The sequence below is a fragment of the Parachitinimonas caeni genome (assembly GCF_030129945.1).
GTDB classification, from domain to species: Bacteria; Pseudomonadota; Gammaproteobacteria; order Burkholderiales; family Chitinimonadaceae; genus Parachitinimonas; species Parachitinimonas caeni.
The window spans coordinates 97434-111462 of record NZ_JARRAF010000001.1; the positions used below are offsets into that span (position 1 = coordinate 97434).

Below are 14029 nucleotides of genomic sequence, written 5' to 3' on the forward strand. Positions count from 1 at the left end.
ATCCAAATGGAAATAGTCCGCCCAATCATGGGCGGGTATTTCTGGGTCAATGAAGGTGTTATGCCAGTCGGTGGCATAACGTGGTTTGAATCACGACCGGCTAGCCGCTGTGCCATCTCGATGGCAAAGCATCCTTTGGGTGAAGACATTGGCGCGGTGGATTTCCACGGTGCACACAGCGATGTTCAGTTCCTCTGCAATCACCTTGCTCAGTTTTCCTGCCAGTACCCGGTTATTACTGAGCGCCCCCGTGGTGGTAACTTGGGTAGCCTGGAGTACCTATACCGGGCATTGTTTCTCACTGAAGACTTACCAGACTTCACTTAAGTCTTGCGCTGAATAAATTCAATCTTGTAACCATCCGGGTCTTCAACAAAGGCAATTACCGTCGTGCCATGCTTCATGGGACCCGCCTCCCGCGTGATCTTGCCTCCTCGCGCCCTTACCAGATCGCAGGTTGCGTAAGCATCCTCCACCTCCAACGCGATATGGCCGTAACCAGTTCCCAACTCATAACTACTCACCCCCCAGTTGTGGGTCAACTCGATAACCGCGCCCTCGCTCTCTTCCTGATACCCCACAAACGCCAGCGTGAACTTACCTTCCGGGTAGTCTGTGCGGCGAAGCAATCGCATCCCTAAAACCTCACAATAGAAAGCGATGGAACGATCAAGATCCCCCACCCGCAACATGGTATGCAACATGCGCATAATGAATTTCCTCGCAATGTTATTTCATCAAATAAAGCAGCATACTTATTTTGCCACCAATTTTCACACAAGGCACTTGACATCCAATTTCGTTAAGGTAGAATGCTGCGCTTCGGGTCGTTAGCTCAGTCGGTAGAGCAGCGGACTTTTAATCCGTTGGTCGCAGGTTCGAGTCCCGCACGACCCACTCCGAATCAAAGCTGATTTTGCAAAGTTTTAGCTAAATTAGCTGCGGGTTGTTAGCTCAGTTGGTAGAGCAGCGGACTCTTAATCCGTAGGTCGAGTGTTCGAGCCACTCACAACCCACCAAGATAAAAGCACCTAGTTTCGCGACTAGGTGCTTTTTTCATTCCAGCCTTGGATTTGCCAAAGCACCGCTGCAGACAATTTCCAGCAGAACTCCCGGCACCCGCCACAAGACGGATGCCGAACACTTACACCCCTTTCCATCTCACAAGATGCTGACAGAGTCGCGCCAATGCGCCATTTTGCTGGCCTACTCGCCCTTAAACACCCGAAAAGCGGGATGATCCGGGCTCGGGCGGTCTAGATGAAAGCCTTGCACCATATCCACGCCAAACTCGGCCAGCATGCGCATGGTTTCTTCGTTCTCAACGAATTCAGCAACCGTGTGCTTGCCCATATCCCGAGCCATTGCTGCCATGGCTTTAACAAAGACCTGGCTATCGTGATCGTTCGGAAGATCGCGAATAAACAGGCCGTCTATCTTCAAAACATGCGCCTTCAGGTGCTTGAGGTAAGCAAACGATGAAAATCCAGCACCAAAATCATCCAGGCAAACCGTGCAACCCGTCGCGCGCAAGCTGTCGATAAAGCGCTGCGCATCGCGCATATCAGATAATGCTGCGGTTTCAGTCAACTCCACCATCAAGCGCGAAGGCTGTACCTGCATCTTCACCAACAGATCGCGGATGTAGTCCGGCAGACCCGCTTCATCAAATGATCTTCCCGAAATATTGATGGCGATTGGTGGCATCTCTGGATGTAACGCCAGCAGCCGGATCACCTGTTGTATCACCCAACGGTCAATCTCCAGAATTCGTCCGCTACGTTCAGCGTGTGGAATGAACAGTCCGGGCGGCAACACCATGCCGCTATTGTTCGGATCACGCATACGGATCAGCGCTTCAAGATGGGATACTTTGCGGCTGACGGTTTCGTAGATGCCCTGGAAGTAGAGAACAAAACCATCATTCGCGAGAGCTTGTTGAATCCGCTCGTTCCAGGTCAGCCGGTTGACCATTTCGCGCGAAGCATCCTGTTCAGCCTGATAGAGGCGCCATGTCGATTTACCGGCTGATTTAGCCTGATACATGGCGGTATCGGCATGGGACACCAGCTCTTCTGCCGAATTGGCATGTGCGGGATACATCGCGACGCCCAGGCTCGACGACAGCCTTAAGGTCTGGCCATCGACAACAAATTGGATCTGCTGCACGGTGGTTACGATGCGCTGTGCCAGTAGCGAGACCTCCTGTTCAGAACACGACGGCACCAGTACCGCAAATTCATCCCCCCCCAAGCGTGCAAAGAATTCATGGCGGCGAACCTGCGCAGAAACCTCATTGGCAATGCGTTTGAGCAAATCGTCTCCGGCGCCATGGCCAAACGTATCATTGACGTACTTGAACTCGTCCAGATCAAAATACAGTACCGCCAAGGAGTCCTGACCCCGGTCGGCCTCGACCAACATACGCTGCAATTGTTCGTTGAAGGCATGGCGGTTGAACAAGCCAGTCAGACCATCGCGCTCCGCCAGGAAAGCCATACGCTCATTCAGGAAATGCTCCTGTGTGACATCCTCATACACCCAGAGACGTCCACTCGGGCTGCCCTGGTCGTCCCGCACCAGATAGCACTGCTGGGTCACGATACGGCCATCGTTCATGGTGATTTCACCGAGACTGACCCGGCTATCCCCCTGAAACTCAACTTCCTGCAGGTATTGCGAAAGGGTATCGGTCTCCAGTGGCAGATTCAGCGACGATTGCAAGACTTGGCCAATCGGCTTGCCAACGACTTCTGACGACGCATCAATCAGCCAGAGCGCGATAAATGCGGGGTTGTGGTAAACGACAATATTGTTGGGGTCTACGAACAGTACACCGAATCGCATCGCCGAGAGCAGAGCAGATAGCCGGGCACGTTCCTGCTCGGCACGCGATAGATAGTTCTGTCCCAAGGTCTGGGACTGACGTAGCTCGTACACCGCCCGTTTCAGCGCCAGGCGGTCTTCTTTGGACTGGGTATTGTCATGAATGGAGGCACGAATGCCTAAAGACTGGCCCTGCGCATCGTAAATGGGCTGCCAGGACATGGATGCCCAGAAGGTCTTGCCATCGCGCTTGACGGCCCGGAACTCGAAGTCCTGCCCAGAGGTGCCAGACAGCGCGTCCTTGATGGTCTCGGATAAGGCCACCCGATCTTCCAGTACCGCCAAAGGTACCGGGAAGTCGCGCATCTGGTGGCACTCCTCGTCGGAATACCCGGTCAGGCGGGAGAGCGACGCATTGATCCACACCAACTGGCCCTCAGGAGACAACCACAGTTCGACTCCGTAGGTGTAATCAGCGATTGCGTGGAATTTCTCTTCGCTACGACGCAGAGCCTCCAGCCGCTCTTGCATGCTGGCGGCCATGAGGTTGAAGCGAGCTGCCAACTGGCCGATTTCGTCATCATTGGCCTCGCTGGAAGGCAACATCTTGACCGTATCCGCATTCGACGACACCTCAGCACTGCCAATCAGCCGATAAAGGCGGCGGGTCAGCAGCACGCCAAAGATCGCCAGCAAGACCGCCGAGATTATCGCGCCCAGCACCACCACGGTGGCACTCTGCCAGACCAGTCGATTCGCTGAATCGCGCAGCAACTCCGTCGATACCCCAAAGCGCAGCACCCCATAACGCTGACCTGCCAGCTCGATGACAGCCTGCGCATGCACTACCGGGGGCAGCTTGCTGCCAGAGAAATCAGCAATCCGATCCACAGCAGGCAAGGTCGCGCCAGGGTCCCAGCCTCTAGCTGCAGCCACTTTATTCTGGTGATCGAATAGCACCAGATAGTCGATGCCTTCCGGCGTGCGGACGCTATCCAGCAACTCTGTCGCCGACTCGTAGTCCAGTGTTGCCAGCGATGGTGCCAGAGCCGCATTCAGCAACCTGGCCAGTTCTTGCACGCGCACTTCGGTAGCGCGCAGCTCCATGTCAGACCAGACACGACTGACGTTGGCCAGCAGCACGCCGAAAACCACAAATTGAACCAGCAGAATGGCCAGAACCAGACGGGCACGCAGGGTACGAAAAAATGGGACTTTGACCGCCATGATCACAGGCCCTTGGTCAATCGGCGGGATAGTTCTTTTTCCATTGGCTCAAGTCTTGCCTGATCGGCATTGGAGAGAGGTTCCAGGCCATGCAGGCCATATTTGGCCAGAATACTGCGACCATTCTGGGTTGAATTGACAAAAAGCATCACGGCATCAACCTGCCGCTTCTGCTCGGCCGGGGTAAGCCCCATTCTCACCAACAAGCTGGCGTGTGCAATGGTTGGCGTCTCTGCCAGGACTCTGAGGTGCTGCCGGATGTCAGCCGGCATCTGGCTGAACGCAGTATTGTTGATGACACAAGCCTGCACGCCCCCCCGCAGCACCATCAAGGCAGCCGTGTTATGGACCGTGTAATAACGCAAGGTAACGGCATTGGCAGTCATCAGCCCACTCTCTCGCAGCAGCGACTCCCCCAACAAGGTGGCAGCTGTCAGCGGATCTGGCATGGCAATGGTACTGCCGCGCAACTCTTCGATTCGCCGGATCGGGCTTTCCTTGCGCACCAACAGCAAGCCCGACGAGCGCGCCGCCGACTGGGCTACCGCCTGATACCCCCCAGACGTCTCCGCAAAACGAGCGGCATGCGGCGATAGCAACAGCAGATCAAAATCAGCCGCCTCGACCCGGCGCAGGAATTGGCGATAGTCGGCGCCGGTAAACAGCATGACCGGTCGCCCAAGGTTGCGCTCCAGGGCTTGCCGCAATGGCAGATAGCCCGCAATCAAGCTTCTTGGGCTGATATATGGCTCGACCCCGATGCGCAGCTCCGGCATGGCAGCCAAGGCTGGCGCCATCAGCAACCCACTGCACAGCCACCCCGCAGCCGCCAGCCAGGCGCGTCGCGTGACTGGGCCAGGAAGGGGCCAGAACGGCTTTTCGGGGGATGCACACATATGTAGTTACCCGGACTTGGCGACGCAGCAAATTGAATAGGCAACCCCAACCAGCACACAGCCAAACCGGCTGCGTAGCGAGTCAGCCATGATCCCAATATAGGAGAGAAGCATTGCTACGGGGAGCGCGTCGGGAAAATCTGAATTCCCCTGTCTTTACAGACGTTTGACGAATACCTTGGAACGACGCTGATAGTTGTAGAGCTGTTTTTTCTCGACGGGCAGGTCTTCAACATTACCTGGCGCAAAACCGCGCTCGACAAACCAATGGGCAGTGCGTGTCGTCAGCACAAACAGACGTTTCACGCCACGGTTGCGGGCAGCTTGTTCTCCCCACTTGAGGAGTGCCTCACCCCGACCGCCATCGCGATAATCGGGACGAACCGCCAGACAGGCCAGCTCGGCCATGCCACTATCGGGGAAGGGACGCAAAGCCGCGCAGCCTATCAGTTTTCCATCGTGCTCCAGCACCACGTACTGCGAGATCTCACGCTCAATCAGCTCACGACCGCGCTTGACCAGTATCCCGGCTTCCTCCAGCGGTTCGATCAGCTGCAACAGACCGCCGATGTCGTCAATGGTCGCCTCGCGCATGGTTTCCAGCGGTTCGCGCGAAATCATCGTGCCGATACCATCGTGGGTAAATAACTCCGTCAGCAAGGCACCATCAATCTCGCGGCTGATCAGGTGGGCCCGCTTCACGCCAAGCCGCACTGCACGAATGGCACAAGGTAGATAGCAGGCCACATCCTCGCTGACTTCACGGCCAGACTTCAGCGCAACCTCCGCCTCGACAGCCGTCAGCTCGTTCTGCAGTACGCCTTCATGGTCAAACACGCCCTGCTCGCCCATCAGGAACACCAGTTTGTCGGCCCCCAGTGCAATCGCCACGGAAGTGGCGACATCCTCCAGGGTCAGGTTAAAGACTTCGCCGGTGGGGGAATAACCCAGCGAGGAGAGAAGAATCGTTTCGCCAAAATCCAGGCGGTCCAGAATGGCGGCCGTGTCGATTTTGCGCACCTCGCCGGTGTATTGCATATCAACCCCATCCCGCACCCCCATCGGCTGGCCGGTGACGAAATTGCCACCTGCTACACGGATATCGGCATTGGCCATCGGCGAATTGGCCAGCCCCATCGACAACAGGGACTCGATCTCGAACCGTACCTGGCCGATGGCCTGCAACACACAATCCAGCGCATCACCATCGGTCACACGCACATTGCGTTCAAACCTTGGCTCCAGACCTTTTTCTTTCACCCGTGCATTGATCTGCACTCTGGCGCCATGCACGATCACCAGCTTGACGCCAAGGCTGACCAGAGTATTCAGATCGTGGGTCAGCGTCACAAACTTGCCCTCGCGCACAACTTCGCCACCGAAAGCGACAACGAATATCCGGCCACGAAAGGCATGGATATATGGCGCAGCCTCGCGAAACCAATGCACAAACTCAGGCGAACCGATAGCGGGAATGGACAATTCTTTCTCCTGCAAAGCCCGTCAGTCGGGCAAAACGGGCCAAGATTAGCAGAAAGCTGCCAGCAACATGCGACCCGCCCACCAGGAAGGCCCAAAACCTACTTATGATTCAGTCATATAGTCGGGATAACCAGCCAATGCCGCCCCTATAAACCTACCTTGCTGGCGGGATTGGGCACCATCGAAGTGAGTCTGGCTTGCTACAATCGGACTCTCGTCAATTTTCCCTTTACCGCCATGGGCGACACCATCCTGCTGATTGAAGACGAAGCTCCCATCGCCGATACCATCGTCTATGCCCTGGCACAGGAAGGTTTCCGCTGCGACTGGCACCGACTGGGACGCGAGGGGGTGGCTGCGGTGCGTCCTGGCAGTCATGCGCTGGCCATTCTGGATGTGGGCCTGCCTGACGGCAGCGGGTTTGAACGCTGCAAGGAGATCCGCGCCATCTGTGATCTACCGGTGATCTTCCTGACTGCACGCGGCGATGAAATCGACCGTGTCGTCGGGCTGGAAATCGGCGCCGATGACTACGTGGTCAAGCCCTTCAGCCCACGTGAGCTAGTGGCCCGCATCAAGGCGATTCTGCGACGCGGCCGTAGCACCAGCGCGCCCGCTGCAGTCGAAACCGGCTTCGTGGTCGATGAAACCAAGGCACGTATCAGCTTTGATGGCCAGATACTGGACCTGACCCGTTACGAATTCCGTATCCTGAAAACCTTGCTGGCGGAACCGGAACGGGTATTCAGCCGGGCGCAGCTGATGGATCGGGCCTGGGATGAGCCCCTGGCAAGCTACGAGCGCAGTGTCGATGCCCACATCAAGACCTTGCGTGCCAAGCTGCGGACCGTTTTACCGGATCAAGACCCGATTCAAACCCACCGTGGCTTCGGCTACAGTTTCGACCCCTTGAAGCGGACGTGAGTACCCCCCACCCCCTTGATGTCCAGACCACGCCACTCGCCGGGCTAAATCTGATAGAAGCCAGTGCCGGCACGGGCAAGACCTGGACCATCGGCGGTCTGTACTGCCGGCTGGTGGTGGAAGCCGGCCTGCATGTCGGGCAGATTCTGGTCGTCACCTATACCAAAGCGGCCACGGCCGAACTGCGCGAGCGTATCCGGGCGCGACTGGCCGAGATGCTGGCAGCGCTGGAAGGAGAGCCCGCAGATGAATTCTGTGCCGCACTGATCGAACGGCTACCCACAGACCAGCATGACATCGCCGCCCGCCGCCTGCGTTACGCCGTGTCGGGCTTTGACGAGGCAGCGATCTACACGATTCACGGATTTTGTCAGCGCGCACTGGCAGATCATGCCTTTGCTGCCGGCGTTGACTTCGATCGGGAGTTTCAAGCTGACGATACCGGCTTGATCGGGCAGGTCGTAGACGACACCTGGCGCCGGGAAACCGCGCAGGCCAGCCGGCTGTGGGCGGCTTACCTGCTGCACAAAAAGCAGACGCCCGATGTTTGGGCCAGGGAATTCAAAACCCACTTCGGCAAACCTTTTCTGCGACATCTGCGGCCCATGCCCTGGCAGCCCGAGAGCGAGTCGGCCTATCTTGATACCTGGGCGGTAGCGCTGCAGACCTGGCAACAGGAGGCCGAATCGGCTAGGCAGGTTCTGCAGCAAGCCATCCAAGACAAGGTTCTCAATGGAAGAAGTTATAGTGCCGAAAGGCTAACCAACTGGTTTGCGCAGCTCCAGCTGCTTTTTCAGTCCGGTAAACCACAACTGGCGCTACCGGAGAAGATGATCAATCTGGCCCAAAGCGTACTCCGCCAGAAAACCAATAAGGGCCAGCAGACACCCGAACACCCCATGTTTGAGGCCATTGAGCTGCTGCTGGCAGCCAATAAGACCCTCCATCAGCAGCTGGACTACCGTCTAGGGGCGCTGAAAGCCCGGTTGATGCCGGAATGTGAACAGGTTCTCCGTCAGCTGAAAGCTCAGCAACGTAGTATCGGTTATCAGGATCTGCTGGTAGAGCTGGCCAGTGCGCTGGATGGTGCCAATGGCGCGATGCTGGCACAGCACCTGGGACAGCGTTATCAGGCTGCCTTGATTGATGAGTTTCAGGATACCGACCCGCTACAGTACCGGATCTTCGAACGGATCTACGGCAGCGGGGAAAGGCCGGCATTTCTGGTTGGCGACCCCAAGCAGGCGATTTATGCATTCCGGGGGGCCGACATTCACGCCTATCTGGCCGCCCGCCATGCCACCAGCCAGCAATACACGCTGGGCATCAACCGCCGTTCGACCGCAGCGCTGATTGCCTCGGTCAACCAACTGTTCACGCGCCCGCTGCCTTTCCTGCTGGAAGGGCTCGAATTCCACCCGGTCGCCCCAGCCCCTGCTGAACGCCCTCCGTTACGGCTCTACGCCGACCCACACCCGGACGCGGCTCTGATCTGGCACTGGATGGGCGATCAGCCCCTGACCAAGACCAAAGCACAGGATCTGGCCGCAGAGGCCTGTGCCCGCGACATCGCCCGCCTGCTGCATCACGGAGGCCAGATTGGCGACACGCCACTGAATGGCGGCGATATTGCCGTGCTGGTCGCCAACCACAGGCAGGCCCGGCAGCTTGCCAATGCCCTGGCGTTGCGCGGGGTCCCCTGCGTACGTCAGGGACAGGACAATGTGTTTGGCAGCGAAGAAGCCGAAGAGCTGGAACGCCTGCTCGCCGCTTTTGCCGAGCCCACTCGGGAAACTCTGGTCAGAGCGGCGCTGGTTGGTACTGGCATGGGGCTGCACGGCAGCGAGCTGTATCGGTTTGGGGACGACACCCAGGCTTGGGAAGCCATCCTCGACGACTTCCAGCGTTATCACCTGTTGTGGCGTGAGCATGGACTGATTACCGCCTTCCGCGCCTGGTTTGACCAGCATCGCGTCGCCGAACGTCTGCTCAGCTATCGCGATGGCGAAAGACGCCTGACCAATCTGCTGCATCTGGCCGAGCTGGCCCAGGTTGAAAGCCGGCGCAAGCATGATCTGGACAGTCTGGTGGCGTGGTTCGAGCAATGCCGGCGTAACCCACCTGCCGGTCTGGATGCCCACCAGCTGCGGCTGGAGAGCGATGCGGCACGGGTCAAGATTGTCACCATCCACACGTCGAAAGGGCTTGAGTATCCGGTTGTGTACTGCCCTTTTCTGTGGGATGGCATCAAGCTCGACAAGGCCATCCCCGTCGCCTGCCACAGCGGCGATACGGCAGTGCTTGACTGGGGGTCTGATCAGATCGAGCAACATCGACAACAATCCCGTCAGGAACAACTGGCCGAAAAACTACGGTTGCTTTACGTGGCGCTGACGCGCGCCCGGTATCGTTGCATCGTTACCTGGGGGGCCGTCAGCGAAGTCGAGCGCTCGGCGATGGCATGGCTACTACACGGTGAAGCCAGCGCCGACGAGCCCTTGCAGGGGCTCAGCGAGCGGCTCAAAGCAATCGGCCCAGCCGGAATGCTCGACGTTCTGCAACAGCACCTTGATGCCAGCGCAGGCCGGATGGCGCTGGCAGCGCTACCCGAGCAGGAAATCACCCTGCCAGCGCTACCTGATCATGCCGACCGCCTGCAGGCCCGCCAGCTTAGCCGGCCTCTATTTTCCGACTGGCGGATGAGCAGTTTCACCGCGCTGACGGAGGGCCGGCATGATGAAAGCCCCGATCATGAACGCCAGGAACCCGCCCCCCCCGTCCCAGCCAGTGGCTACGATATTGCCCAATTTCCGGCTGGCGCACGGACCGGTACCACTTGGCACACGATTTTCGAAAAAATCGACTTCACCCGCCGCGATGGCCAGCTACAAGCCGTTGTCGAAGCCGAACTGAAAAAAGAACGCTTTGATGATGTCTGGCTGCCAGCGGTCATCGACATGATCGAGACCACTCTGGCCACACCGCTGGATGCCAGCGGCGTCCGTCTGGCAGATGTCAGTCCACGGCAGAAGTTGGTAGAGCTGGAATTCACATTCGCCACCGGACGGATTCGCCCCGGCGCGCTGGCTCAGTTGCTGGCAGTCCATGGCGAGCGCCCGGAATTCATCGCTGCCGCACAGGATCTGACCGCCGAGATAGGCCAAGGCTTCATGAAAGGCTTTATTGACCTGGCATTCGAGGCCGGCGGTCGTTATTACGTGCTCGATTACAAATCCAACCGGCTGGGCCACAGCACAGCTGACTACACTGAAAATCGGCTGGTCAGAGCGATGGCGGATTCACACTATTACCTGCAGTCATTGCTTTATGTGGTAGCGCTATGTCGCTATCTCCGCACTCGTATCACTGATTTTGACTACGATCGTCATTTTGGCGGCAGTTTCTATTTATTCCTGCGAGGCATGGACCGACATCAGCCCGGCCAGGGAGTGTTTGCTGATCGTCCAAAGCGGGCATTGATCGAAGCGATGAGCCAGCTGCTGTCCGGTGAGGGGAACGCATGCTGATTGCAGCAGAGATCCCGTGGCTAGAGCAGATATCGCCACTGGCCGCCGAACTGGTGCAGACGCTGGCCAGTCTGGCCCCTGCCGCTAGCGAATCCGCCCTGCTGGCCGCCGCCCTGGCAGTCGAGGCCGTGGCAGAAGGCCATGTCTGTGTTGATCTGGGGCGCTGGGCAGGCCGGCAGTATGCAGGCTTCCCTCTACCGTTTCTGGCACAGTGGCAGACAGAGCTGCAGGCCAGCGGACTGATCGCCAAACCTGGTGATTTCGCCCCTCTGGTGCTTGAAGAGCGCCGACTCTACCTGGCCCGCTACTGGCGGTTTGAAACCCAGTTGGCCGCAGACCTGCTGGCACGGGCCGAGCCCCTGCCAGTGGAAACCACGCTCCTGAGAAAATCACTGGATGATCTGTTCGGCCCTCCTGCCGCCCATCACATCGACTGGCAGAAAGCCGCTGCCGCTGCAGCGGTGCTGAACCGGCTGACGGTGATCTCAGGCGGCCCCGGCACAGGCAAAACCACAACGGTAGTCAAACTCTTGGCGGCCCTGACGCTGTTGCAGCCGGATATCCGCATTGCCCTGGCAGCACCGACAGGCAAGGCTGCTGCCCGCATGGTGGAGGCGATCCGTCTGGCCAAGGTCAAATTACCATTGGATATGTTGCAGCTGGCCACGTTGCCAGATACGGCGCAGACCCTGCACCGGCTGCTGGGAGCCCGACCGGACAGCCCCAGCTTCCGCCATGATCGCGAGAACCCGCTCCCCTACGATACGCTGGTGGTCGATGAGGCTTCGATGATCGACTTGGCCTTGTTGACCCGACTGGTTGCCGCCCTGCCACCCACCGCCCGTTTGATTCTGCTGGGGGATAAAGATCAGCTGGCCTCCGTCGAGGCAGGGGCCGCCTTTGCCGACCTCTGCGCAGGAACCGGCGTATCTGCTGCAGCCGCCAAACGGCTGGCCATGGCCACCGGAATGCCCATCCCGCCGCAGCCCGGCCAGTCCCGCATGGGTGACTCGGTCGTTCTGCTGCGGCACAGTTACCGCTTCGATACCAACAGCGGCATCGGTGCCCTGGCGCGTGCCGCTAATGCCGGTAATAGCGAGGCTGCGCTGAACCTGCTCGACACCGGCCATGCAGACCTCGGCTGGCATCCCGGCCACTTTGCCGACCACGCCGAAGCACTGGCCGACCATGTAGCCACTGCGCTGCAGCCATACTGGCAGGCCGTGACGACCGCAGACCCGGTAACCGCCTTCCAGCAATTCGGCCGGTTCCGGCTGCTGACCGCACATCGGGATGGCGAAGCAGGGGTGAGTGGCCTCAACCGGCTGGTAGAAGCACGCCTGGTCAAACGTCGAGGACGTGAGGCCTGGTATGCGGGGCGCCCTGTATTGATTACAGCCAATGACTATGGGTTGCGTCTCTACAACGGAGACATCGGTATTGCCTTGCAAACGGCCGAGGGCTTGCGGGTGTATTTCGAACGTGACGGTGACTTCGCCGCGTTTGCACCGCAACGGCTGCCGCCTCACGAAACCGCTTACGCCATGACCGTGCATAAAAGCCAGGGTTCGGAATTCGACACCGTGGCCTTGGTCCTGCCGGACAGTGACTCACCGGTTTTGACCCGAAATCTGGTGTACACCGCCCTCACCCGCGCACGGCGCCGGGCCGAAATCTGGGGGCCGGCAACAGTACTGGCCAAGGCATTGGCAACCGCCACCCGTCGAGACTCCGGCCTGGCCGATCGGCTGCGCATTTCCAACCCCTCTTGAATGAGAATTTCCATGCACCAATCCCTCTCTCTGGTCTCGCTGCTGGTATCCGACTACGACGAAGCCATCGCCTTTTATACCGGCTCGCTTGGCTTCGAATTGAAGGAAGACAGCCCGATGGGCAATGGCAAACGCTGGGTAGTGGTCAATCCACGCGGCTCGCAAGGCTGCGCCTTGCTCCTGGCCAAAGCCAGCAGCCCCGAACAGCTGGCCCAGGTCGGAAACCAGACAGGCGGCCGGGTCTTTCTGTTTTTGCAGACCGACGACTTCTGGCAGGACTACCAAGCCATGAAGGAAAAAGGCGTACAGTTCATGGAAGCGCCGCGCGAGGAAGTCTACGGCTGGGTAGTCGTCTTCGCAGATTTATATGGCAATAAGTGGGATCTGCTGCAACGCAAGCCAATGGCGTAAAAAATTGGCAGCAGGACCCAATTCGACGAAACGCGAGCCGAAAACAAAATGGCAACAGCGCCTAAGCCCTGTTGCCATGCGATTCGACACATCGGTCGATTGTTACATCTTCACACCCAGTTCGCGTAAGCGCTCATCCAGATACTGGCGGGCGGTATAACGCTCCGACAGCACCACCTCGCTTCGTGCATGCAGGAACAATGGTAAGGACACCCGCGACTTGAATGCGCCTTCCCCGGTCGGGTTGACCACGCGATGGCTGGTGGAGGGGTAATAGCCGCCAGTTGCCTCTTGCAGCATATCGCCGATATTGATGACCAAAGTACCAAAGTCACATGGCACGTCCTGCCAGTTGCCATCCCGATCCTTGACCTGCAGCCCTGGCTCGTTGGCAGCCGGCAGCACGGTAATCAAGTTGATGTCTTCGTGCGCCGCAGCACGCAAGGCTCCCGGCGGCTCGTTGCCGGTCAGCGGGGGATAGCGCAACACCCGCAGCAAGGTATTGGGTGTACCTTCGATCATTTTCGGCAGGGGCTCACTCAGCTTGGCCTTGACCTCTGCCGGTGCCCAGGTTTCGATCCATCCCAGCAGCTCGGATGCCAGCTGGTTGGCAAGATCGTAATAGCGCATGGCATTAGGCTTGAGCGCTTCGGGAATCCGCCCCCACGGATAGATGTGGAAGTATTCCTTGATGTCCTTGATCTGCGCCCCTTTGGCGGTTTCGGAAATCTGGGTGGAGAAATAACCATCCTGCTTTTCCGGATCGAAGCTGTAGCCGAATTTCTCCTCACTGTTGAAAAACGCGAGCCATTCAGCGTAGAGGGTTTCGACCAGATCTTGCGGAATCGGGTGATTCTTCAGGACACCAAACCCTGAGCGATGCAGGGACTCTGTAAATTCAGCCGCCGCGTTTGGCGAGCGATAGTCAACAACGGAAACAAACATGGCTGTGCAGGCAGAGGAT

10 protein-coding genes and 2 tRNA genes are annotated in these 14029 nt (G+C 58.4%); 7 read left to right on the forward strand and 5 right to left on the reverse strand.

Going from position 1 to position 14029, the window contains the following annotated elements; genetic code table 11:
* The first annotated feature begins 6 nt into the window (after nucleotides 1–6).
* Nucleotides 7–327, forward strand: coding sequence for a hypothetical protein (locus PZA18_RS25745; RefSeq protein WP_284098788.1), 321 nt, complete (start codon nucleotides 7–9; stop codon nucleotides 325–327).
* Here the strand turns inward: PZA18_RS25745 and gloA are convergent.
* Complete coding sequence (gloA, locus tag PZA18_RS00385) at nucleotides 324–710, reverse strand: lactoylglutathione lyase (protein ID WP_284098789.1); 387 nt, start codon at nucleotides 708–710, stop codon at nucleotides 324–326. The genes PZA18_RS25745 and gloA overlap by 4 nt on opposite strands.
* Nucleotides 711–824: 114 nt before the next feature.
* Here gloA and PZA18_RS00390 point away from each other — a divergent pair.
* Together PZA18_RS00390 and PZA18_RS00395 are read left to right on the forward strand one after the other, a co-directional pair.
* Nucleotides 825–897 (forward strand) — tRNA-Lys (locus tag PZA18_RS00390).
* A 46-nt stretch (nucleotides 898–943) separates the two neighbouring features.
* Nucleotides 944–1019: transfer RNA gene (locus PZA18_RS00395), tRNA-Lys, on the forward strand.
* Nucleotides 1020–1206: 187 nt separating this feature from the next.
* Here PZA18_RS00395 and PZA18_RS00400 read toward each other — a convergent pair.
* The 3 genes from PZA18_RS00400 to argA form a co-directional block, all read right to left on the reverse strand.
* Nucleotides 1207–4053, reverse strand: a complete 2847-nt coding sequence (locus tag PZA18_RS00400) for an EAL domain-containing protein (protein ID WP_284098790.1) — start codon at nucleotides 4051–4053, stop codon at nucleotides 1207–1209.
* 2 nt (nucleotides 4054–4055) lie between these two features.
* On the reverse strand, nucleotides 4056–4949 hold the full coding sequence (locus PZA18_RS00405) for a phosphate/phosphite/phosphonate ABC transporter substrate-binding protein (RefSeq protein WP_284098791.1): 894 nt from the start codon (nucleotides 4947–4949) through the stop codon (nucleotides 4056–4058).
* 156 nt (nucleotides 4950–5105) lie between these two features.
* Entirely contained in the window at nucleotides 5106–6431 is a 1326-nt protein-coding gene (gene argA / locus PZA18_RS00410; protein WP_284098792.1) for an amino-acid N-acetyltransferase, read from the reverse strand.
* A 159-nt stretch (nucleotides 6432–6590) separates the two neighbouring features.
* On the opposite strand from argA, the gene creB reads away from it, so the two are divergent.
* From creB to PZA18_RS00430, 4 genes are read left to right on the forward strand one after another with little or no spacing between them, the layout of a single operon-like run.
* The gene (gene creB / locus PZA18_RS00415) at nucleotides 6591–7355 is read left to right on the forward strand and encodes a two-component system response regulator CreB (protein ID WP_308447309.1); all 765 of its coding nucleotides are present in this window, start codon (nucleotides 6591–6593) and stop codon (nucleotides 7353–7355) included.
* Nucleotides 7352–10882: an exodeoxyribonuclease V subunit beta gene (gene recB / locus PZA18_RS00420; RefSeq protein WP_284098793.1), complete on the forward strand. Its 3531-nt coding sequence runs from the start codon at nucleotides 7352–7354 to the stop codon at nucleotides 10880–10882. The genes creB and recB overlap by 4 nt, the downstream gene beginning before the upstream one ends.
* Entirely contained in the window at nucleotides 10876–12654 is a 1779-nt protein-coding gene (gene recD / locus PZA18_RS00425) for an exodeoxyribonuclease V subunit alpha (protein ID WP_284098794.1), read from the forward strand. The genes recB and recD overlap by 7 nt, the downstream gene beginning before the upstream one ends.
* Before the next feature lie 12 nt (nucleotides 12655–12666).
* Nucleotides 12667–13065, forward strand: coding sequence for a VOC family protein (locus tag PZA18_RS00430; RefSeq protein WP_284098795.1), 399 nt, complete (start codon nucleotides 12667–12669; stop codon nucleotides 13063–13065).
* A 102-nt stretch (nucleotides 13066–13167) separates the two neighbouring features.
* Here the strand turns inward: PZA18_RS00430 and PZA18_RS00435 are convergent, their stop codons facing one another.
* Nucleotides 13168–14010, reverse strand: a complete 843-nt coding sequence (locus PZA18_RS00435; protein ID WP_284098796.1) for an isopenicillin N synthase family dioxygenase — start codon at nucleotides 14008–14010, stop codon at nucleotides 13168–13170.
* Between the last annotated feature and the right edge of the window lie 19 nt (nucleotides 14011–14029).

What these genes read in the sequence shown, in the direction of transcription:
- PZA18_RS25745 (WP_284098788.1), top strand. Translation starts at nt 7, where the DNA reads ATGGAAATAGTCCGCCCAATCATGGGCGGGTATTTCTGGGTCAATGAA.
- gloA (WP_284098789.1), bottom strand. Translation starts at nt 710, where the DNA reads ATGCGCATGTTGCATACCATGTTGCGGGTGGGGGATCTTGATCGTTCC.
- PZA18_RS00400 (WP_284098790.1), bottom strand. Translation starts at nt 4,053, where the DNA reads ATGGCGGTCAAAGTCCCATTTTTTCGTACCCTGCGTGCCCGTCTGGTT.
- PZA18_RS00405 (WP_284098791.1), bottom strand. Translation starts at nt 4,949, where the DNA reads ATGTGTGCATCCCCCGAAAAGCCGTTCTGGCCCCTTCCTGGCCCAGTC.
- recD (WP_284098794.1), top strand. Translation starts at nt 10,876, where the DNA reads ATGCTGATTGCAGCAGAGATCCCGTGGCTAGAGCAGATATCGCCACTG.
- PZA18_RS00430 (WP_284098795.1), top strand. Translation starts at nt 12,667, where the DNA reads ATGCACCAATCCCTCTCTCTGGTCTCGCTGCTGGTATCCGACTACGAC.
- PZA18_RS00435 (WP_284098796.1), bottom strand. Translation starts at nt 14,010, where the DNA reads ATGTTTGTTTCCGTTGTTGACTATCGCTCGCCAAACGCGGCGGCTGAA.